Source organism: Micromonospora sp. NPDC047756 (assembly GCF_055587245.1).
The window spans coordinates 583,300-604,082 of record NZ_JBVJGQ010000001.1; the positions used below are offsets into that span (position 1 = coordinate 583,300).

General features: G+C 71.6%; 20 protein-coding genes. 9 read left to right on the plus strand and 11 right to left on the minus strand.

Annotated elements, in window-relative coordinates:
* Positions 1–7: 7 nt before the first annotated feature.
* The 3 genes from ACZ6NZ_RS02700 to ACZ6NZ_RS02710 are packed head-to-tail and all read right to left on the minus strand — an operon-like array spanning position 8 to position 2,955.
* Positions 8–859, minus strand: coding sequence for a menaquinone biosynthetic enzyme MqnA/MqnD family protein (locus tag ACZ6NZ_RS02700; RefSeq protein WP_366605836.1), 852 nt, complete (start codon positions 857–859; stop codon positions 8–10).
* Positions 811–2,328 carry an MFS transporter gene (locus ACZ6NZ_RS02705; RefSeq protein WP_465855158.1) on the minus strand — a complete coding sequence of 506 codons (1,518 nt, stop codon included), beginning with the start codon at positions 2,326–2,328 and terminating at the stop codon, positions 811–813. Before ACZ6NZ_RS02705 ends, ACZ6NZ_RS02700 begins: the two co-directional genes overlap by 49 nt.
* Before the next feature lie 42 nt (positions 2,329–2,370).
* A complete protein-coding gene (locus ACZ6NZ_RS02710; protein ID WP_465855160.1) occupies positions 2,371–2,955 on the minus strand; it encodes an ArsR family transcriptional regulator in 585 nt (194 codons plus the stop codon).
* Positions 2,956–3,078: 123 nt separating this feature from the next.
* Here ACZ6NZ_RS02710 and ACZ6NZ_RS02715 point away from each other — a divergent pair, with 123 nt between their 5' ends.
* From ACZ6NZ_RS02715 to ACZ6NZ_RS02725, 3 genes are all read left to right on the plus strand, one after another.
* On the plus strand, positions 3,079–3,447 hold the full coding sequence (locus ACZ6NZ_RS02715) for a hypothetical protein (protein WP_465855162.1): 369 nt from the start codon (positions 3,079–3,081) through the stop codon (positions 3,445–3,447).
* A 118-nt stretch (positions 3,448–3,565) separates the two neighbouring features.
* A complete protein-coding gene (locus ACZ6NZ_RS02720; RefSeq protein ID WP_465855164.1) occupies positions 3,566–4,813 on the plus strand; it encodes an HNH endonuclease signature motif containing protein in 1,248 nt (415 codons plus the stop codon).
* 783 nt (positions 4,814–5,596) lie between these two features.
* Positions 5,597–8,047 carry a HelD family protein gene (locus ACZ6NZ_RS02725; protein ID WP_465855165.1) on the plus strand — a complete coding sequence of 817 codons (2,451 nt, stop codon included), beginning with the start codon at positions 5,597–5,599 and terminating at the stop codon, positions 8,045–8,047.
* Here ACZ6NZ_RS02725 and ACZ6NZ_RS02730 read toward each other — a convergent pair.
* Genes ACZ6NZ_RS02730 through ACZ6NZ_RS02745 form a run of 4 tightly spaced genes read right to left on the minus strand, consistent with a single transcriptional unit; the run spans position 8,036 to position 10,319 of the window.
* Positions 8,036–8,647, minus strand: coding sequence for a hypothetical protein (locus tag ACZ6NZ_RS02730; RefSeq protein ID WP_465855167.1), 612 nt, complete (start codon positions 8,645–8,647; stop codon positions 8,036–8,038). The two genes, ACZ6NZ_RS02725 and ACZ6NZ_RS02730, sit on opposite strands and share 12 nt — an antisense overlap.
* Entirely contained in the window at positions 8,647–8,991 is a 345-nt protein-coding gene (locus tag ACZ6NZ_RS02735) for a YbaB/EbfC family nucleoid-associated protein (RefSeq protein WP_366605846.1), read from the minus strand. Before ACZ6NZ_RS02735 ends, ACZ6NZ_RS02730 begins: the two co-directional genes overlap by 1 nt.
* A gap of 9 nt (positions 8,992–9,000) precedes the next feature.
* The gene (locus tag ACZ6NZ_RS02740) at positions 9,001–9,927 is read right to left on the minus strand and encodes a WXG100 family type VII secretion target (RefSeq protein ID WP_465855169.1); all 927 of its coding nucleotides are present in this window, start codon (positions 9,925–9,927) and stop codon (positions 9,001–9,003) included.
* The gene (locus tag ACZ6NZ_RS02745; RefSeq protein WP_465855171.1) at positions 9,924–10,319 is read right to left on the minus strand and encodes a type VII secretion target; all 396 of its coding nucleotides are present in this window, start codon (positions 10,317–10,319) and stop codon (positions 9,924–9,926) included. The genes ACZ6NZ_RS02740 and ACZ6NZ_RS02745 overlap by 4 nt, the downstream gene beginning before the upstream one ends.
* 135 nt (positions 10,320–10,454) lie before the next feature.
* Here ACZ6NZ_RS02745 and ACZ6NZ_RS02750 point away from each other — a divergent pair, with 135 nt between their 5' ends.
* From ACZ6NZ_RS02750 to ACZ6NZ_RS02770, 5 genes are all read left to right on the plus strand, one after another.
* The gene (locus tag ACZ6NZ_RS02750; protein ID WP_465855173.1) at positions 10,455–11,099 is read left to right on the plus strand and encodes a transporter; all 645 of its coding nucleotides are present in this window, start codon (positions 10,455–10,457) and stop codon (positions 11,097–11,099) included.
* Positions 11,096–11,407, plus strand: a complete 312-nt coding sequence (locus tag ACZ6NZ_RS02755; RefSeq protein ID WP_366605853.1) for a transcriptional regulator — start codon at positions 11,096–11,098, stop codon at positions 11,405–11,407. Before ACZ6NZ_RS02750 ends, ACZ6NZ_RS02755 begins: the two co-directional genes overlap by 4 nt.
* On the plus strand, positions 11,404–12,372 hold the full coding sequence (locus ACZ6NZ_RS02760) for an ABC transporter ATP-binding protein (RefSeq protein ID WP_465855175.1): 969 nt from the start codon (positions 11,404–11,406) through the stop codon (positions 12,370–12,372). Before ACZ6NZ_RS02755 ends, ACZ6NZ_RS02760 begins: the two co-directional genes overlap by 4 nt.
* A gap of 10 nt (positions 12,373–12,382) precedes the next feature.
* Positions 12,383–13,120 carry an ABC transporter permease gene (locus ACZ6NZ_RS02765; protein ID WP_465855177.1) on the plus strand — a complete coding sequence of 246 codons (738 nt, stop codon included), beginning with the start codon at positions 12,383–12,385 and terminating at the stop codon, positions 13,118–13,120.
* Between the two features lie 94 nt (positions 13,121–13,214).
* Positions 13,215–13,979, plus strand: coding sequence for a VOC family protein (locus tag ACZ6NZ_RS02770; RefSeq protein ID WP_357196629.1), 765 nt, complete (start codon positions 13,215–13,217; stop codon positions 13,977–13,979).
* A 16-nt stretch (positions 13,980–13,995) separates the two neighbouring features.
* On the opposite strand, the gene ACZ6NZ_RS02775 is transcribed toward ACZ6NZ_RS02770, so the two are convergent.
* From ACZ6NZ_RS02775 to ACZ6NZ_RS02790, 4 genes are all read right to left on the minus strand, one after another.
* Positions 13,996–14,799: an ABC transporter ATP-binding protein gene (locus tag ACZ6NZ_RS02775; RefSeq protein ID WP_465855180.1), complete on the minus strand. Its 804-nt coding sequence runs from the start codon at positions 14,797–14,799 to the stop codon at positions 13,996–13,998.
* Positions 14,796–15,824: a FecCD family ABC transporter permease gene (locus ACZ6NZ_RS02780; RefSeq protein WP_366605860.1), complete on the minus strand. Its 1,029-nt coding sequence runs from the start codon at positions 15,822–15,824 to the stop codon at positions 14,796–14,798. Before ACZ6NZ_RS02780 ends, ACZ6NZ_RS02775 begins: the two co-directional genes overlap by 4 nt.
* A 154-nt stretch (positions 15,825–15,978) precedes the next feature.
* Positions 15,979–16,908 (minus strand): ABC transporter substrate-binding protein, encoded by a 930-nt coding sequence (locus ACZ6NZ_RS02785; RefSeq protein ID WP_465855181.1) that lies wholly within the window; start codon positions 16,906–16,908, stop codon positions 15,979–15,981.
* Between the two features lie 354 nt (positions 16,909–17,262).
* The gene (locus tag ACZ6NZ_RS02790) at positions 17,263–19,140 is read right to left on the minus strand and encodes a M14 family metallopeptidase (RefSeq protein ID WP_465855182.1); all 1,878 of its coding nucleotides are present in this window, start codon (positions 19,138–19,140) and stop codon (positions 17,263–17,265) included.
* 210 nt (positions 19,141–19,350) lie between these two features.
* Between ACZ6NZ_RS02790 and ACZ6NZ_RS02795 the strand changes: the two genes are divergently transcribed.
* Positions 19,351–20,688 carry a C39 family peptidase gene (locus tag ACZ6NZ_RS02795; protein WP_465855184.1) on the plus strand — a complete coding sequence of 446 codons (1,338 nt, stop codon included), beginning with the start codon at positions 19,351–19,353 and terminating at the stop codon, positions 20,686–20,688.
* Positions 20,689–20,783 lie beyond the last annotated feature (95 nt).

The following is a 20,783-nucleotide window of genomic DNA, read 5'->3' on the forward strand; positions in this document are numbered from 1 at the left end:
GCCGCGATCAGCCGGCGAAGAACTCCGGGCCGCCGTCCGGCAGCGCCGGGGCCTCGCCGATGGCGGCGGCCCGCCGGGCCCACTCGCGCAGCCCGGCGACCTGCCGCTCGCCGAGGGAGAAGTCGAGGGTCCGGAAGTACGTGGCCAGCGTCGCCGCGTCGAACGTCTCCCAGCGGGCCGCCGACTCGGCGACCTGGTCCAACTCGGCCAGGCAGAGATCCCGCGAACGCAGGAAGGCCTCGTGCACCTCCTTCACCAGGCCCGGGTGGGCGGCGGCGAAGTCGCGGCGGACCGCCCACACGGCGAAGACCATCGGCAGCCCGGTCCATTCCCGCCACGCCTGCCCGAGGTCGGTGACGGTGAGGCCCTTCTGCGGTGCCTCGTAGTACGCCCGCAGCGCCACGTCCCCGATCAGCACGGCGGCGTCTGCCTCCAGCAGCATCTGGGTCAGGTCCGGCGGGCAGCGGAAGTACTCGGGCCGCACGTTGTACTGCTCGGCGAGCAGCAGCTGAGCCGTCATCACCCCGGTACGGGAGGTCGAACCGAGCGCCACCCGGGCGCCGTCCAGCTCGGCGAGCGGTCGGGTGGAGACCATGTTGACCGAGAGCACCGGCCCGTCGCTGCCCACCGCCAGGTCCGGCAGGAGCAGCAGTTCGTCGGCGTGCTTCAGATACTCCAAAAGCGTGATCGGGCCGATGTCGAGGTCGCCGGCGACCAGCGCCGCGCTCAACCGGTCCGGCGAGTCCTTCTGCAGGTCGACGTCGAGCAGGGCACCGGAGCGCATCAGACCCCAGTAGATCGGCAGGCAGTTCAGGAACTGGATGTGCCCGACCCGCGGGCGTGCGATGCGCTCAGCCATGGCCCGACCGTATCCCCGGCGGCCGGCTCCGGCTCGGCGGGCCGGCCCGGAGTGGCCAAGCCCGCACTTGACGACCGTCGTGCCGCCCCGGTCACGAACGGCACGAAGACCAGCACCACCAGCAGCCCGACCACACCGGCTCCGGCGATCAGCGGCCGAGGCGGAACGACCGCGAGCAGCGCCCCGCCGATCAGAAACCCTGCCATCGAGCCACCCTGCACCGCCGCGCCGTAACTGGCGTACGCCCGGGCGCGCACCGCCTCCGGCACCCGCCGAGCGGTGAGCAGGTTGGCGAAGACGTTCTCGCCACCGTTGGCCGCACCACCCACCAGCCAGAGCGGCACCAGCACACCTGCCGCCGGCACCGTCGCCGCCAGCAACACCATCAGGCTGCACACGGCCAGAGTCGCCAGCACCCCCCGTACCAACGCGCCGTCGTCGTCGAGCCGCCGGGCAAGTCGTACGGCGAGCCAGGTCCCCGGCAGCATGCCGGCCATCCATGCGGCGCTGACCAGGCCATACGTGGTCGCCGAGCCACCCAGGGTCTCGCGGATGAAGAAGACCTCGATCACGTTGATGCCGCCGATCGCCGCGATCACCACGGCAGTGCTCACCACCATGACGAGCATCAACGGATCGCGGCGCAGCCGCCAGCCGCCCTCCGTACCCCCCGGGGTTGCCACGCCGCCCGAAACGGCCGGGCTGCTGACGGCGGCAGCCCGGCCGGATGCGGCGCTGCCGGACGCGGCGCTGCCAGACGCGGCGCTGCCAGACGCGGCGCTGCCAGACGCGGCGCTGCCGGACGCGGCGCTGCCGGACGCGGCGCTGCCGGACGCGGCGCTGCCGGACGCGGCGCTGCCGGATGCGGCGCTGCCGGATGCGGCGGCGGGGCGCCGGCCGCCGCGTCGGGTCCGCAGGAGTAGGCCCGCGACCACGAGCGCCAGATAGGTCGCCGCATCGAGAAGCAGCGGTACGCGAGTGCCGAACTGCCCCACCAGCAGGCCGGCCAGCACCGGGCCGCCGAGCGCACCGAGCGAAACGGCGGTCTGGCTGATCGCGCTGGCGCGCGGCAGGTCAGCCGGGCGGACCATCGCCGGCAGCAGCGCGGCGAGACAGGGTTGGGTGACCGCGAGCCCGCAGGCCAGCAGGGCGACGAGCCCCACCACCAGGACCGGTTGCTCGACGACGGCGAGGAGGGCGCAGATTGCGGCCTGCCCGAACCCGATCGTCACCAGCAGGGTACGGCTGTCCGTCCGGTCGGCGAGTCTGCCTGCGAGCGGGGCGAGGACCACCAGGGGCAGGGTGGCGGCCAGCAGCAGCCCCGACACGGCCAGCCCACCGGCGCCGGCACCCTGAAGTGCCAACGCCAGCGCGGTCGCGGCGAGGAAGTCGCCGCAGATCGTGGTGCCCCGAGCGGCGGCGGCGAGCCAGACGTCCGACCAGCGCGAATCGTCAGTTGCGAAGGACATACTTCGAAAATAATCCTTCACAACTGATTCATGCAAGCCCGACTATGCCAGCGGCACCGTCCGGTACTGCACCGCGACCGTGCGCGCGCCCGGCGGTGCGCCACCCTGCCGCCGCCGCGGGTGATACGGCCGGAGCAGCGCCATCACCGCCTGGTTCAACTCGGTCAACTCGTCGGCGGTGAGCAGCACCAGCGTGTCGGTGAAGAGGGCCGTCTCGTACCACTCGGCCGGCTCGTCCCCGGCACGCCGCAACCAGTCCCGAGTCCGCTCCATGGCCCGGACCGCATGCGCCTCCACCAGCGCCTGCTCGGCCGCACGCGCCTCAGGCCCGGCATCGCGACCCGCCTCGACCAGCACACTCACGCTCGGCACACGCCACAAACGCTCGCGCGCGTCCCCCCGACTCGGCGCCTGCTCAACCAGGCCGAACTTCGCCAGCGCCCGCAGGTGGTAACTGGTAGCGCTCGGCGACAGCCCAACGATCTCGGCACACTCGGTGGCAGTCCCACCACTCTCGCGACTGTTCAGGTACTCCATGATCGCGATCCGGGCCGGATGCGCCATCGCCCGCATCACCTGGGGGTCACTGATCGTCATCCGGCGCGAATCGGAGCGGGCCTCGGTCATACACCCATGATCCCGGCCGCCTCCCCAACCCGCCATCACCCCCGCGTCCCGTCGGCCACGCCTGCACCGTCAGCGGCCAGCAGGTGGATTCGACGGCGGGCGCGGCTCGACGGAGTGGCCTGCATGGCGAGCGCGGCCTGGCGGCGCGGCCAGCCCAGCGGCGCGGACGGCGCGGACGGCGCGGACGGCGCGGACGGCGCGGACGGCGCGGACGGCGCGGACGGCGCGGACGGCGCGGGCGGCGCGGGGGCGCGGCCAGTCCAGCGGCGCGGGGGCGCGGCGGCGCGGGCGACGCGGGCGACGCGGCCCAACAGCTCGGGCGGCGCGGTGGCGCGGTGGCGCGGTGGCGCGGTGGCGCGGCCAGTCCAGCGGGGCGGGCGGCGCGGGCGGCGCGGCCGAGCGGCGGGGCCGAGCGCGTCTTCGCGACTCGGCCCCAGCGGGCTGCGCGGCTTGACGGCGCTGCTGGCGGGCGGCGTTGGCGGTGCGCTTTGACGGACGCGCCGGCCGGCGGGAAATCGGGGCACGGCGAGCGGACAGCCCACGATGCCCACTTCCACTTATTGGTCAATACGACTCCGAAAATGTCGTACACCAGTTCTATTCTGGTTCCATGTTGGAGGCGTTGGCGCAGGTGAGCGGGGCAGTTGACGACTGCGCCGAAACCGCGCTCTGGGCGCTCTCCGATGACGATTTGCTTGCCTCACTCGATGCGACCCAGGTGTTGGGGCAGCGGTTGGCCGCCGTCCAGCTGGGCCTGGTCCGCGAGTTGGATGGTCGCGGGGTGGCGGTCGCTCAGGGCGCCTCGTCCACAGCCGGTTGGCTCCGGGAGCGACTGCGGCTCTCAGGGCGCAGCGCCCGCCAGTTGGTCCAGCTCGCCGCCGCCATCGACGCCGCTCCGCCAGCGGTACGCGCCGCGCTGCTCAGCGGTGCCATGACGGTTGAGCAGGGTCGGGTGGTGGCCGAGACGATCGCCGCCCTCCCGGTCGAAGCAGGCCCCGAAGCGGCGGACAAGGCCACCCAACTACTGGTCGCCTGGGCCGAGCGCTTCGATCCGACCAGCCTGAGCCGGCTCGGTGAGCGCGTCCTCGCGCACGTCGCCCCGGAGTTGGCCGACCAGGCTGAGTTGAAGGCTCTGGAGCGGGCCACCGAGCGAGCAGAGGCCCGCCGGCACGTCACGCTCTCCGAACAAAGAAACGGCGAGGTACGCCTCAGCGGCAACCTCGACACCGAAACCGCGAGCCTGCTGCGCGAGGCGATCGATCCGCTCTGCGCGCCGTCCGGTGAGCACGATGACCGCAGTCCTGGTCAGCGCCGCGCTGATGCGTTAGGCGAGATCTGCCGACTGGCTCTACGCACCGGTCAGCTGCCCGACAACGGCGGTGACCGGCCTCAACTGGTGGTGACCGTTTCGCTGGAGGAACTACTCAACGGCGTACGCGCCGGGACACTGGAGACCGGCACGCACCTCACCCCCGGTGCGGTCCGCCGCCTGGCCTGCGATGCGGGTGTACTGCCGGTCGTGCTGAACGGCAACAGTCAGGTCCTGGACATCGGCCGCCAGCGCCGACTCTTCACCGGCCCGTTGCGGCGCGCGCTGGTCCTGCGGGACGGCGGTTGCGCCTTTCCTGGTTGTGATCGACCGCCGAGATGGTGCGACGGCCACCACATCCGACACTGGGCCGACGGTGGCGAGACCGCGCTGGGCAACGCGGTGTTGCTGTGCGGCTACCACCACCGACTCATCCACCGCGGTGACTGGACGGTCCGACTCGCGGACGGTCGACCTGAATTCCTCCCGCCCAGCTGGCTAGACCCACTGCGTATCCCACGTCGCAACCTTTACCACCTGCGCTGCTGATGCGGCCAACAGCGCCCACTCCGCTCACGACTGGGCCTGGCCACCTCGACCGGCGACCGCCAAGGCGCGCCCTGCCACCGCGGTCGGCAACCGCGACCGGCGGACAGCCAGGCCTCGCCACCGCCACCGGCCACCCCGATCGGTCACCGCGACGGACAGCCGCACCTTGCCACCACTACCGGCCACCCCGAGCGGCAACCCCGACCGGCCACCGCGACCGGCAACCGCGACGGACAGCCGCACCTCGCCACCGCCACCGGCCACCCCGACCGGCAACCCCGACGGACAGCCGCACCTTGCCACCACTACCGGCAACCCCGACCGGCAACCCCGACTCGCCGCCGCGCCTTGTCACCGCCACCGCCACCGCCACCGCCACCGCCCGCGACCGCGACCGCGACAACCCTGCGGTTCCCTGCCGTCACGAGCCGCGTCTCCCGCTGATCGCGACTCGACTTGCTGGAGACCGGGGCGTCGCACCGGGGCCGGGCACCGCGGCCTCTTGAAAGCCGAGTCGAGTCGATCTCTGACGTCGCGGCGGCCGCGGCATGAGGAGGCGGAGCGGGCGTGATCCCCCAGCGACAGCCGGCCTGGCGACACTCCGTCTCGGACGGGTGGTCGCGTCGGTAATTCGATGGCTGCGGCGGGTTGGGAGGCGTAGGGTTGCAGGCCGCTTGACGGCCGAGGTGAGCTGCACCGGAACGGACGTCTTCGCGCCGGGCGGCCGGCCATCCGCCCCCGGACACGCGAGCGCGCAGCAGATGTGAACGATGGGACGTCAGCATGCCCGCACTTCATCTCGACACCGACGCCGACACCGACACTGAGGCCGAGGCCGAGGCCGACGCCGACACCAACACTGAGCTCGACGCCGACACCGACACTGAAGTCGACACCGACACCGACACTGAAGTCGACACCGACACCGACACCGACACTGACCTCGACGCCGACCTGGCCGCCGAACGCGCACACCTCAGCACCTCGCGGGCGGCACTGGCTCGGATGCGGGAGCGGGCCGAGTCTCTCTTCGCCACCGGTGACCAGGTGGCCGGCGACGCGTACGCGGCCGAGACGCTCGGTCGCACCCTGGCCCGCCGGGTCGCCGAACTGGCCGACGACCCGACCACTCCGCTCTTCTTCGGCCGCCTCGACTTCGCCGGCGCCCCTGACAACAGCACCGCCGGCAACGGAACCACGGACAACAGCGCCACGGACAACAGCGCCACGACCAACAGGGCCACCGACAACCGGACCGCCGGGGTCAGCACCACCACCAGCAGCACCACGGACAGCAGCACCACGAACAACCGGACCACGGACAGCAGGACCACGAACAACCGGACCGTCGAGGACAGCACCACAGGCAACACGGCCACCGACAACCGGACCACCGCCGGCAGGTCCGGCAGCGAGCCGACCGCGCCTGACGCCAGCGACGATCATCACGGGCGGCGGTATCACGTGGGGCGGCGGCATGTCACCGATGAGCGCGGTGAACCGTTGGTGCTGGACTGGCGGGCACCGGTCTCCCGGTCGTTCTACCGGGCCAGTGTGCGGGATCCGCAGGGGGTGGCGGTTCGGCGACGGTTCGGGTTCAGCAATGGTGTGCTGACCAGTTTCGAGGATGAGCGGCTGGATCGGGGTGAGGAGCTCGGTACGAGCAGTCGGATCCTGACCGCCGAGATTGAGCGTCCACGTGTCGGGCCGATGCGGGACATCGTCGCCACGATCCAGCCGGAGCAGGACGAGCTGGTTCGGGCTGATCTCGCCGACTCGATCTGTGTGCAGGGCGCGCCGGGTACGGGAAAGACGGCTGTGGGTCTGCACCGGGCCGCGTACCTGCTCTACCTGCATCGGGAGCGGTTGCGGCGGGCGGGTGTGTTGATCGTCGGGCCGAACAGGGCGTTTCTGTCGTACATCGCGGCGGTGCTGCCGGCGCTCGGTGAGGTCGAGGTGGAGCAGGCCACGGTGGAGGAGTTGATCTCCAGGGTGGCGGTTCGGGCGGTCGAGGCACCGGCGGTGGCCGCGCTCAAACACGACGTACGGATGGCGAGCGTGCTGCGACGTGCCGTGCAGGCGCGGATCGGCACTCCGACCGAGTCGATCACCGTGTCGGACGGCTCGTTCCGCTGGCGGATCGGGGTGGAGCCGCTGCACCGGATCGTCGAGGAGACCCGCCGGGAGGGGCTGCCGTACGGCACGGGTCGGGAACGTGTCCAGGCGCGGGTGGTGAGTCTGCTGCAACGGCAGGCCGAGGCGCGGCGTGCGGAGTCGCCCAGCGACGCCTGGCTGCGCCGGATGAGCCGTTGCCGGCCGGTGCTCGACTTCCTGGACGCGGTCTGGCCATCGCTCACCCCGGAAGGGCTGGTGCACAGTTTGTTCTCCGACCCGGTCCGGCTCGCCGCCGCGGCGGACGGGCTGCTCAGCGACGCTGAGCAGGCGCGGTTGACGTGGGTGAAGCCGGCCCGCACGCCGAAGGCGACCCGTTGGACCGCCGCCGACGCGGTGCTGATCGACGAGGCGACCGGACTGCTGGAACGGCTCCCCGGGTTCGGGCACGTGGTGGTGGACGAGGCGCAGGACCTCTCCCCCATGCAGTGTCGGGCCATCGCTCGGCGCAGTGAGCACGGCTCGGTCACGCTCCTCGGTGACCTCGCCCAGGGCACCGCGCCGTGGGCGGCGACGGATTGGCGGGAGTCCCTCGCCCATTTGGGCAAGCCGAACGCGGTGGTGGTCCCGTTGACTGTCGGTTTCCGGGTGCCCGCCGCAGTCGTCGCGTTCGCGAACCTGCTGCTCCCGGCGCTCGCGGTGGACGTACCGCCGGCTGAGTCGCTGCGTCACGACGGCGGCCTGGACGTGCGTACGGTGACCGACCTGACCTCGGCGACGGTGGCCGAGGTGCGCGCGGCGCTCGCGCACGACGGATCGGTCGGGGTGATCGCCGCGGACGACGCGGTCGACGGCCTGCGCGCGGCGCTGGCCGAGGCCGGGGTCGAGACCGCGACCGCCGACGACGTGGCGGCCGCGGAACGGGTCACCGTGGTGCCGGCGACGCTGGTCAAGGGCCTGGAGTACGACCATGTGGTGGTGGTCGAGCCGGCCGCGATCGTCGCGGCCGAGCCGCGTGGGCTGCACCGGTTGTACGTGGTGCTCACCCGGGCGGTGTCCCGGCTGGCGGTGCTGCACGTCGCGCCGCTGCCCGCCCCGCTGGTCGAGGGCTCAGCCGGCTGACAGGGCCGCCGCGACCTCGCGCAGCGGGCGGCTGGAGTCGGCCAGCGGCACGTGGAACGACAGCCACGACCCGTCGGCGAAGTCGAGGCGCAGCCGCTTCCAGTTCAACCGGTACCTGCCGACCCGGGCGGCCACGGCCGCGCGCGGGACGGACCCGAGCAGTTCGATGTCGGTCTGCGCCTGTTCGTCCGCCGCGGAGCTGGAGAGCAGGCCGACGGGTGCTGTCGCGCCGAGCAGCAGCCGCTGGTCGGTGACCCCCAGCACGAGGGTCCGGAGGCCGCTGCCCTTCGCCGCCACGGTCAGGGCGTGGTGCAGCACTGATGCTTGAGAGTCCGGTTCGCCTCGACCTCCGACACCGAAGAAGAGCCAGTCGACGGCGTTGTCCGCCCGACCGAAGGTGATGTTCGGCGAGAGGACGTTGAGCAGGACGCCCAGGAAGCCCGGCCCACCCGTGGCGGGTGGGGCCGACGGCTGCGAAGGAGGCGCGGGCGTCAGCCCGCCGCCCGCTCGCACCTGGGCCACCGCGCGCACCTGCTCCCCGGCCGCCAGCAGTCGGGTGACCCCCTCGACGTAGCGCGCCTGACTCCCGTCGATCGTCATCAGCGTCCCTCGTGGTCGGCGGACCGGCGCGGGCCGGCGCCCGGGTCGCCGATGACCTCCCCGACCAACTCGCGGACGCGGGCCGCAGCGGCCTCCTGTGCTCGGTTGGCGGCCGCGGTGAACTCCTCGGCCAGGCTGTAGGAGTCCAGTCGCATGGCCCGCGCGTTCAGCTCCGAAGAGAGGATCTTGCCGTCGGCCGCGGCGGTGACCCGCACCAGACCGGAGTCACTCACACCCTCGGCGCTGGTCTGCTCCAGCTCCGCCATCCGGTCGGCGAGTTGCCGCTGCCATCCGTCGAGGTTGCGAGCCAGCGCCTCGATGCGGTCCAGGGCGGGGAAGGTCATGGCTGCCTCTCAGTTCACGATGGAGTCGAAGACATTCTGCACACCCGCTGTGTACGGGCCCAGGTCCTCGCTGTACGTGCCGTCCACCAGGTAGTTGCGGTCCTTCTGCCCGTCGGAGATGTCGTGCAGGCCCACGCCGGTGTCCAGCAGGGCGCCGCCGAACCCGGGGATGTTGACCGGCGAGACCTGGTTGATGACGAACTTGCCCGGGAAGAGGGTCTTGAACTTCTCCACCTGGAAGGCTCGACCCTCGGCCGTCCAGCCGCCCTTGCTGAGCAGCTTGTACTGCTTCTTTCGCTTCTTGATCTCCATGACGGTGTCCGCGTACTCGCGGAGTTGCCCGGCGACCTTGCCCAGCCGGGCGGCGAGGCGGGTGAGCACCTCGGCGAACCGTGCGACGATCTTGACCATCCGACCCACCGTGGTGGCCAGCCGGGCCAGCACCCGGACCACCGTGGCGGCCAACGAGACGCCGGCGCTCAGCGCCGCGGCCACCGCCGCGATGATCACCTCGGTGAGGAACCAGAGCAGGAACTCGAGGATCAGCTCGACCAGCAGATTGAACGCGTCCACCGCCGCGTTCGCCGCCTCGACCAGCACGTCCTTGGTGCCGTCGAGCCCCTGGGCCAACTTCTCGATCGCCGCTTCCACCGACTCCATCGAGGCGTGGAAGCTGTCGGCGGCATCGCCCGTCCAGGCGCCACGCAACCGGGCCCGGTCGGCGATCTGGTCACCGGCGATCTCCCGCACCGCCGTGCCGGTGTCCAGGCAGAGCTGCGCGGCCCGCATCAGGTCGTCGGGTTCCCCGGCGACCAGCTCCAGCAGCTGCTCGAAGGGCCAGAGCACCGCGTTGGAGAGCGGCTTGAAGGGGTCGGGCGTGCCCGAGACGATCTGCTCGAAGTAGGTCTTGTTGCGCTGTAGCGCCTCGGTGCTCATGCCGGCACCGGACCGGTCGGAGCGCCGGTGCCACCCGACCAGGGACCGGGCGCGATGAGGTCGGGAGCGGGCGGACGGCCGGGCACGAAGAGGTCGGTGTTGGCGACGTCGGTGCCGGTGTAGGCGGCGGCGGTGTCGTCGAGCCCCTCGGCGATGTCGGCCATCATCTCGGCCCCGTCGGCCAGCCCTTGGAGGCACGCCTCGAACTGCTCGGCGTACGCCGCCGCGAGGTTGAAGGACGCCGGCATCACCCCGAAGGCGTGCCGCGGCACGTGCCCGTCGCCGAATGCGCGGTGCAGTTCGCGGAAACGGGTCGCCCGATCCCTGGACCCGGCGGCGAACGCCGTCAGAGCCTCCGGCTGGACCTCCAGCTCATTGCTCGGGCTTGACACGAACCCTCCCCTGTGGCCTGTGCGACGGATCAGTCGTCACGACTGAACCACCATAGGCAATGCTCGCCGGGATCGGGGGTCCCGTCGGTGATGACGGGGTCACCTCGCTCGACTTTGTGCCTTAAAGTAGTTTGCGTGGACCTCGACGATGACTCACCACCCTCTGACGCCGCAGCGGCGCTCCGGCTGATCCAGGACCAGCGGTCCGCCACAGCACGCCAGCTCGACCCCGACGCCCGCCTGCTCTACTGGCCGTGGGGTGTCGCCTGGCTGGTCGGCTTCGGGCTGTTCTTCCTGCGGTTCCCCCCGAGTGACCGGGCGCTGGTCGCACTGCCGAGCTGGCTGCCGCTGACCGTCCTCTTCGTACTGCTCGCGACTGCCGGAGCCACCCAGGCGGTGGTCAGCGTGCGGGCCTACGGCCAGGTGAGCGGCGACTCCGCCCGGCGTGGCAAGTGGTACGGGTACGCCTGGGCCCTCGGAACGGTGAGCGTCTACGCGGGGCTGGGCCGGATCTCCGAGCACCTGCCGCACGACCTGGCGGCGCTGCTCTGGTCGGCGACCGCCGTCGGGCTGACCGGTGCGCTGCACATGGCCGGCGGGGCAATCTGGCTGGACCAGGACCTGTTCCGGCTGGGCGTCTGGATCAGCGTGATCAACCTGGTCGGGGCGTTCGCCGGGCCGGGCTGGCATCCGCTCGTCGTGGCGTTGGCCGGCGGCGGCGGAATACTGGTGGCCGGCGCGCTCGCCCGGCGACGACAGCGACAGCGACAGCAGCCGTGACCGAGCTGGATCCGGTCATCCACGCGCAAGCCCGGCTGCGGGTCGTCGCCAGCCTCTCCGCGCTCAACGTCGGCGACAAGATCGCGTTCCCCCGCCTACAGGAGCTGCTCGCGATGACCGCCGGCAACCTATCGGTGCACCTGCGCAAACTCGAGGACGCCGGCTACGTGGAGATCAGCAAGACCCATCGTGGACGCACCCCGGCGACCCTGGTCGGGCTCAGCCGACGAGGTCGGCTGGCGTTCGAGGAGTACACCGAAGCGATCCGCGCCCTGCTCGACCCCACCCCGTCGAAGGAGCAGCCATGACCCTCGCCCGCGCCGACCAGGCCAGCCGCCGGTACGGCGACGTCCTCGCACTCGACCGTGTCGACCTGGAAGTCCGAGCCGGTGAGCTGGTCGGCCTGCTCGGGCCGAACGGCGCCGGCAAGAGCACCCTGATGAACCTGTTCGTCGGCCTGCGTCGCCCCAGCTCGGGGCGGGTCGAGCTGTTCGGCGGCGACCCCCGCGACCCGGCGAGCCGACGACAGGTCGGGGTCACCCCCCAGGAGACCGGCCTTCCGGGCACGCTGCGTGTCGGCGAGGTCGTCGACTTCGTCTCCGCGCACTACCCGGACCCGGTACCCCGCGGCGAACTGCTCGACCAGTTCGGCCTGGGCGACCTCACCCGGAGGCAGACCGGTGGGCTCTCCGGGGGGCAGCGCCGTCGACTGGCGGTGGCGTTGGCGTTCGTTGGCCGACCCCGGCTGGTGCTCCTCGACGAGCCGACCACCGGCCTGGACGTGGCCGCCCGGCACACCCTGTGGGAGGCGATCCGCGCGTTCCACTCCGACGGCGGCACCGTGCTGCTGAGCAGCCACTACCTGGAGGAGGTGGAGGCGCTGGCCCACCGGGTGGTGGTGATCGGGCAGGGCCGGGTGCTCGCCGACGACACGGTGGCCGCGGTGCGCGGCATCGTCGGCGTACGCCGGGTCAGCCTCGTCGCCGACCACCTGCCCGACCTGCCGGGGGTGGTCCGCACCGAACGGGTCGACGGCCGGCTGCACCTGCTCACCACCGACGCCGACGAACTGGTTCGAGCGCTGGTCACGGCCGGAACTGCCTTCACCGACCTGGAGGTACGACCGACCTCGCTGGAGGAGGCGTTCCTCGCCATCACCAGCGGGGACGGGTCCACCCCGGAGCAGACCACCGCCGCTGACCGACCCGCCACCGCCGTTTCCGGCGGCCGACCCACCACCGCCGTTTCCGGCGGCCGACCCACCACCGTCTGAGGAGGCCGCCGTGCAACTGGCCCTGGTCCACGCCCGATATCAACTCCTGGAGATCATCCGGATTCCGGTGGCGATCGTCGGGAGCGCCTTCTTCCCGGCCGCCGCCATGATCTTCTTTGTGGTGCCGTTTGCCGGTGACGACTCGGTCGGTGCCACCCTCGCCACCGCGTCGATGGTCACCTTCTCGGTGATGAGCGCCAACATCTTCCAGTACGGCGTCGGCGTCGCCGAGGACCGCGACCAGCCGTGGAACCCGTACACCCGGACCCTGCCGGCCGGACCGGCGCCCCGGTTCGCGGGCCGGGTGCTGGCCGGCCTGGCACTGACGTACCTCTCGCTGATCCCGGTCGTGGTGATCGGCGCGACGCTGACCGCGGCCGAGGTCACCCCGATGGCATTCCTGCTGGCCATGGGCACCGTGGCCGTCATCTCGGTGCCGTTCACGCTGATGGGCCTGGCCATCGGCTACTCGCTGCCGAGCAAGGCGGCGATCGTCGTCGCGCAGATCGTCTTCCTGCCGCTGGCGTTCGGCGGCGGACTGCTCTCCGCGCCGGGCGACGCGCCCGGATTCATCGAGACGATCGCCCCGTTCCTGCCCACCCGGGGCGCGGCAGAGCTGATGTGGGCGGCGGTCAGCGACTACCGCGTCCAACCGCTGGCGCTGATCATGCTCGGTGTCTGGGTGGTGCTGCTCGCCGCGCTCGCCAGCTGGGCGTACCGACGGGACGAGGGTCGCCGGTTCAGCTGACGATTCGTCCGTTTCCGCCCCGGGCCGCGGCGGGACGGTGCCAGGATTCCGGCAGGGGGGCCGCATGGGCCGCCGGGTCGAGAGGGGTCGTGACGTGAGCACCGTCCCGCCGGGTACGCCCTGCTGGGCCGACCTGGCCACCCCGGACCTGACCGACGCGCGGCGTTTCTACCCGGAGCTGTTCGGTTGGACCGGCCGGGTCACGCCGGAACCCGAGGCGGGCGGTTACACGGTCTTCCTGCTCGACGGCAAGCCGGTGGCCGGCGCCGGCCCGCCCGCGATTCCGGACCAGATCCCGATCTGGTCGACCTACCTCGCCACCGACGACGCCGAGCTGGTCGCCGGCCGGGTCGAACGGGCCGGCGGGCAGGTTGTCGTACCACCGTTCGAGGTCTTCGACAGGGGCTGGATGGCGGTCTTCGCCGACCCGGCCGGTGCCACGTTCAGCGTCTGGCAGCCACTGACCATGGCCGGTGCCGAGGTGTTCAACGTGCCGGGCGCGATGAGCTGGAACGAACTGGTCACCCCCGATCCCGAGGGCGCGAAGGTCTTCTACGAGCTGGTGTTCGGCTGGCAGCCCGACGACCAGGCGGTGGGCGCGATGACGTACACCGGGTGGCGGCTCGGGACGCAGATCGTCGCCGGGATGATGCCGCCGCTGGCCGACGACTTCCCGGCCGACCTGCCCGCGTACTGGACGGTGTACTTCGCGGTGGCCGACGCGGATGCCGCCGCGGCCCGCGCCGCCGAGCTGGGCGGAACGATCCTGGTCCCGCCCCGCGACATCCCGGCGGGCCGCTTCGCCGCCCTCCGCGACCCCCAGGGCGCCCTCTTCTCCGTCATCGACCTGGGCCCCTGACCCAGCGTCCGCGTGCTCAGGGGCGGGCGGGGCGGACGGGGACGACCAGCGGGCCGTGGGCGCCGGGGACCACCCGGACGCTGGCCCGGTAGTGGGTGGCCAGCAGCTCCTCGGTCAGCACCTCGGTCGGACTTCCGGCGGCCACCACCTGACCGGCGGCGAGCATCACCATCCGGTCGGCGTACTCCCCGGCCAGGGAGAGGTCGTGCATCGTGGCCAGGACGGTCAGGCCGTGCTCTCGGCGCAGCTGGTCGACGACTTCGAGCACGTCCTGCTGGTGGCCGATGTCGAGCGCGCTGGTCGGCTCGTCGAGCAGCAGCAACGTCGCGCCCTGGGCGAGCGCGCGGGCCAGGAACACCCGCTGCCGTTCGCCGCCGGAGAGGGTGGCCAGTTCGCGACGGTGGAAGCCGGCGAGGTCCAACCGCCCCAGCACCTCGTGCACGGCGTCGACGTCGGCTGTCGACTCGCGGCCCAGCGCCGGGATGTACGGGGTGCGGCCGAGCAGCACGTAGTCCAGCACCGACATGCCGGGCGGCACCACCGGGGACTGCGCCACCGTGGCCACTATCCGGGCGCGGTCCCGACGGCGCAGCGCGGCGTTCGGCGTACCGAAGAGAGTGATCGCCTTCGGCGCGGCCAGCAGGCCGCCGACGGCGCGCAACAGGGTGGATTTGCCGGCGCCGTTCGGGCCGATCACGGTGACCCACTCGCCGACGGCGACGGTGAGGTCGACGCCGGTCAGGATCGGCGTGCCACCGAGGGCGACGTGCAGCCCGCGCACCTCGACGGCCGGTGTGTCGGCGGCGGATTCGCGGCTCACGTGAGCGCCCGTCGGGCGGTCCGCAGCACGAGGACGAAGAACGGGCCGCCCAGCAGGGCGGTCACCACTCCGATGGGCAGCTCGGACGGCGCGGCGGCGGTGCGGGCCACCACGTCGGTCAGCGCCAGGAACGCGCCGCCGAACAGCAGTGACATCGGCAGGATCACCCGGTAGCTGGACCCGGCGAGCAGCCGGACGGTGTGCGGCACGATGATGCCGACGAAGCCGATCAGGCCGGTCGCGGAGACCGCCGCGGCGGTGCCCAGCGAGGCGGCGGCGATCAACAGGTATCGGGTGCGTTGCGGGTGCAGGCCCAGACTCCTCGCCTCGTCGTCGCCGACCGCGAGGACGTCCAGCTCGCGGCGGTGCAGCAGCACCACCACGGTGGTCAGCGCGGCGTACGGCAGCACCAGCAGCACGTCGTGCCAACCGGCGGTGGCGAGCCGGCCGAGCAACCAGGAGTACACCGGCTGGATGCTGTCGGCGTTGCGTTGCAGGAGGTACGTCTGCCCGGCGGAGAGGAACGCGGAGACCGCCACCCCGGCCAGGATCAGCATGGCCGGCGACCCGCGTCGTCCACCGGCCGCGCCGAGCACGTAGGTCATCGTGACGGCGAGCAGCGAACCGGCGAACGCGGCCAGCGGGATGGTCATCGGCAACCCGGAGAGCGTGCCCTGCCGGCCGGCACCGCCGAGGGCGATCGCCGCGGTGACCGCGAGGCCGGCGCCGGCGGCCACACCGAGCAGGTACGGGTCGGCCAGCGGGTTGCGGAACACGCCCTGGTAGCAACCACCGGCGAGGGCGAGCAGACCGCCGACGAGCAGGCCCAGCACCACCCGGGGCAGGCGCAGCTCGGTGACGATGGCGATCTCACGTTCGGTCAGCCCGCTGTCGAGGTGCACCCCGGGAAACAGGTTGAGCAGCTCGGCGGCGACGCTGCCCGGGGGCAGGCTCACCGGGCCGAGTGACACCCCGACGACGAGCGCGACGAGCACCGCTACCAGGCCCGCGACCAGCCACCGCATGCGCAGCCCCGCGGGCCGGGCCCCGGAGGGCAGCCCGGCGGGCCGGGCCGGAGAACGTGGCTCGGCCCGCGGGGATGACGGCGGCGGCTCGGTCGACCGACCGGTTGGTGCCGGCTCGGACACCTGGCGCGACCCGGTCACTGACGGACGACGGTCACGCGGGCACCTTGGCGACCGCGTCGATGATGACCCGGAGCAGGTCCACGACCCGTGGGCCCCAGCGGGAGGCGATGTCGTCGTCGAGGGCGACGACCTGGTTGTTCTTCACCGCGGTGAGGCCCGCCCAGCCACTGCGCGCCTTGACCGTGTCGGCGCTCTGCTGGCAGCACTTGGCGTCGGCCAGGAAGACGAAGTCCGGGTCGGCCTTGACGATGATCTCCTGGGACAGCTGCGGGTAGCCGAAGTTCTTACCGTCCGCGTCGGCCGGGTCGGCGATGTTGGTCAGGCCGGCCTGGCTGTAGAGCGAGCCGATGAAGGTCTTGCTGGTGGCGCTGTAGAGCTCCGGGCCCAGCTCGTGAAAGTAGGTGAGCTTCTCGGTGCGCTGCGGCAGGTCCTTGACCAGCTTGGCGATGTCGTCCTTCATCCGGGTGGTGACGTCGGTGGCCTGGTCGGCGTGACCGGTCAGCGTGCCCAGTTCGGTGATCTGCCGGTACGAGTCGTCGAGCGTGACCGCCGCCGGGGTCTGGTACACCGGAATCTTCAGCTTGCCGAGCTGCTCGACGATCTTGTTGCGGTCGTCGGAGAGCACCACCAGGTCAGGGTTCTTGCCGGCGATCGCCTCGGCGTTCGGCTGGAAGGCGGAGAGGTCGGTCTTGGGCGCGTCGGCCGGGTAGTTCGACTGGTCGTCGACGGCGGTCACCTGCGGGCCGGCACCGATCGCGAAGAGCATCTCGGTGGCGGTGGGCGACAACACGACGATCTTCTCGGGGCGCTTGTCGAGGGTGAGCGCGCCGACCGTGACCGGGTAGGCGGCGGCAGCGGTGCCGGCGCTCGGCTTGTCGTCGGCCTTCTCGGCGCACGCGCCGAGGGCGAGCGCGGCGACCGCGAGGGTCGCCGCGAAGATCCGAGGGGTACGTCTGTTCATGGGGGCCTCCTGTCGGTCGAGGAGTGTGGTGCTTCGCCGACAGGGACTTTCGTGCGCCCGCCCACGAGGCGCCCTTCCTCGAGAGCGCGTTTCGCGACCGATCCGTAGGCGACCTGGCTCGTCCCCACCTGCCGGTGGGGCATCACAGTTGCGGGACAGCGCCGGGATGAGCACCGGCTTCGCTGCGGACTGGTCGCTAAGACGGTAGCGCACCGCCAGGACGTGCCGGATCGATCAAGGGCCGATCGGCGTGGCTCGATCGCGCAGCCCCGTCGCACGAGGGGTTTGTCCCGGATCTGGAGGCGCAGGAGCGGGTGGTGGGGCCCCGCCGGGGCGGGACGGGGCCCCACCCGATCAGGAGGACGTAATGGTGACGTTGTCCACAGCCGCCTCCACCAGGCTTGCTCCGGACGCGTCCGCCGCCTCGACCAGGATGCGCACCGACTGGCCGGCGTACGGGGTCAGGTTGAGGTTGGCCAGAGCCCAGCTCCCGTTACGGTTGCTGGCCGCGCCGGCCTGGGTGAGCAGCGCTGTGGTGCCGCCGTTGTGCACCACGCTCACCCGCAGGTAGTCCGCCGACGAGGCGTTCGAGCCATGCGCCAGGTACCAGGCGAGGGAGAGGGTCAGCGTGCCGGACGACGGCAGGGTCACTGCCGGCGACCGGGCACTGGTCACTCCGCCGTCCACGTCGTAGTCACCGGCCGCCGAGCCGGCGAGCCGGCCGGTGACCAGGTCGTTGGACCCGGCGTACGGGGCGAGTTGCTTGGCCCCGGAGGACGTGGTCGCCTGGGCGGCGCCCCGCTCGAACGCGCCGAGGGTGGCGGTGTCGGTGCCGGACGGGTTGATGGTCCAGCCGGTGGCGGTCTCGAAGGTGTCCGACCAGACAGTGGTGCCGCCACCGCCGCCGCAGTACTGCGCCTGCTTGCCGATGGCCCGGTACGGGCAGTCGGCGTACTCGCTGAGGATCAGCACCGCCTCCCGGTTGCGCGAGGTCTGCGCCGGGATCACCTCGTCGGGCGGGTAGAAGCCGCCGCCGCTGGCCGAGCCCGGGTACATCTCGAAGGTGTACGCCCAGATGTTGTGGGTCGCCCACATCCAGTCGAGGCTGTCTCCGTCGGTGATGTAGAGGTCGCTGGACTGTTCCGGGGTGTAGCCGTTGGTGGCCGCCATCTGCTGGCCGATGGTGGCGAAGGTGTTGTACTGATCGGCGTTCATCCCGGTCGCGGTGTTCGCCGTGGTGTAGCCGTACGGCCAGAGCACCAACTGCGAGTACGTGTGGAAGTCGATGTTGGCCTTGATCTGCTGCACACCGCCGACGACCCGGCCGTTGACGAAGTTGCGCAGCGCCTGCGTCTCGGGCGCGGAGAACGCCGAGGGCCCACGGTAGGTCTCCGACGAGGTGCTGCCGGACGAGCCGCCGCAGCATCCCCAGTTGTAGGACCAGTTGCGGTTCAGGTCGGTGCCGACGTTGGACGAACCGCTGTTGGGTTGCCGGTTCTTGCGCCAGGACCGGTACGACCCGGTGGCGATGTCGTACTCGCTGCCGTCCGGGTTGACGGTCGGCACGATCCAGAGCTCCCGACCGTTGACGATGTTGGTGATCCGGGAGTCGCTGCCGTAGTTGTCGGTGAAGAGGTTGAGCAGGTAGATCGCCATCTCGACGGTCAGGTGCTCACGGGCGTGCTGCTGGGAGTTGAACAGGATCTCCGGCTCGTTCTCGTCGGTGCCGACGTTGTCGGAGATCTTCACGGCCATCAGGTCGCGGCCCTCGTACGACGAACCGATGCTGATCTTGCGGGCGATCGCCGGGTGGTCGGCGACGACCTGGTTCACGACGGCGGTCAGTTCCGCGTAGTCGTGGTAGTTCGAGTCGGCCGGCGGGAAGGCCAGCGCGCCGAAGTCGCCGGCGCCGCGCTCGGCGTTGGGTGGCGGGGCGAGCGGTTCCAGCCGGAAGCCGAGCTTGCCGATCGCGGCGGCCTCGGCCGCGGTGGCCGAGATGTGCAGCACGCCGTGTTCGGAGTAGTCGATGGCGGCTCCGGTGCGGGCCACCGCGTTGCGGTCGGCGAGGGTCCGGGGCCCGAGCACCCGGTAGCCGGCGGCGGCCTGCTCAGCGGTGCGGTCCGGTGCCGGTCGGGCGGCGACCGGGCCGGCGGCGACGGTGACGATGCCCAGCCCGGTGACGACAGCGAGCACCAGGGCACGGCGGAGGGGGATGGGCGTGCGGAGGGCCATGGACTACCTCCTCGATGGGCGGGAGATCCCGCTCGGTGAAGGACACTTCACCACCTGTCACATGGTCATATCAACATTGATCGTTGCGTTGGCCATCCCAGGCGGATCATCATGGCGGCAATGATTTTCCACCTATCAACATCTGGCGAAACTTCCCTCCAAGCGGAAAACTGACCAGCGACGATGCCCCCTCGACACCGCGGAGCACCCATGGCCAGACCCCGCCTGCGCGCGGCCGCCCTCGCCGGCGTCACCACGCTCACCCTGCTCACCAGCGCCACGCCCGCGCTGGCGGCGCACCCGCCCGCCCCCGCCCACGACGAGCAGATCACCTACCAGGACTGGTCCGGGCCCGCCGACTGGCACCGCGGCAGCCGGGCCGGCACCCGCGTCGTGCCCGGTGCCCGAGCGGGCGTCACCCTGGCCCGCCCGGCCGGCACCACCGAGTACGCCGACCCGCACACCGGCGCCACCCGCACCTGGGAGTACGGCACCTGGACCTCGCCGGTGACCCGGATCGGGTTCGACGCCACCGAACTGATCGCCTCCTGGAACGCGGAGACCCCCGCCGGCACCTGGATCCAGGTGGAGATGCAGGGCAGCTACACCAGCGGTGACCAGACCCCGTGGTACGTCCTGGGTCGCTGGGCGTCCGGCGACACCGACATCCGGCGAACCAGCGTCAACCGACAGGGCGACCCCTGGTCGACGATCTGGACCGACACCTTCAGCATCGACGACGCCACCGCCGGGGTGCTGCTGCGGTCGTACCAGCTCAAGCTGACCCTCTACCGCGCGCCCGGGCAGAGCGCCGCCCCGGTGGTCCGGATGCTCGGCGCGATGAGTTCCACGGTGCCGGACCGGTTCACGGTGCCGCCGAGCGCCGGACACATCGCCTGGGGTCGGGAACTGCCGGTGCCGCGCTACTCGCAGAACGTGCACTCCGGGCACTACCCCGAGTACGACGGCGGCGGCGAGGCGTGGTGCTCGCCCACCTCGACGGAGATGGTCGTCGAGTACTGGGGTCGCCGGCCGTCGACAGCCGACACCTCCTGGGTCGACCCGACCTACCCCGACCCGACCGTCAACCACGCCGCCCGGATGACCTACGACTACGCGTACGACGGCGCGGGCAACTGGCCGTTCAACACCGCGTACGCGGCCAGCTTCCCCGGTCTGGAGGGCCGGGTGACCAGGCTGCACTCGCTGGACGAGCTGGAGCGCCTCATCGCCGCCGGCATCCCCGTCGTGACCAGTCAGTCATTCCTCGCCAGTGAGTTGGACGGGGCGAACTACGGCACCTCCGGGCACCTCTTCGTGGTGGTCGGCTTCACCGCCGACGGCGACGTGATCGTCAACGATCCGGCCTCGTCCAGCAACGACGTCGTGCGCAACGTCTACAAGCGCGCGCAGTTCGAGCAGATCTGGCTGCGTACCAAGCGCGTCAACGCCAGCGGCGGCGTCTCCGGCGGCTCCGGTGGCATCGCGTACCTGATCAAGCCGATCTCGAAGCCCTGGCCCAAGGCCCCCGGCTCCACCACCTGGTAACCCAACCCCCAACCCCATCCGGTAGGCCGATCCCAGCCCACCCTCGTCGGTTGATCATGAAGTTATTGCCCGGCTGATCGGCGTGTCGTGGCAAT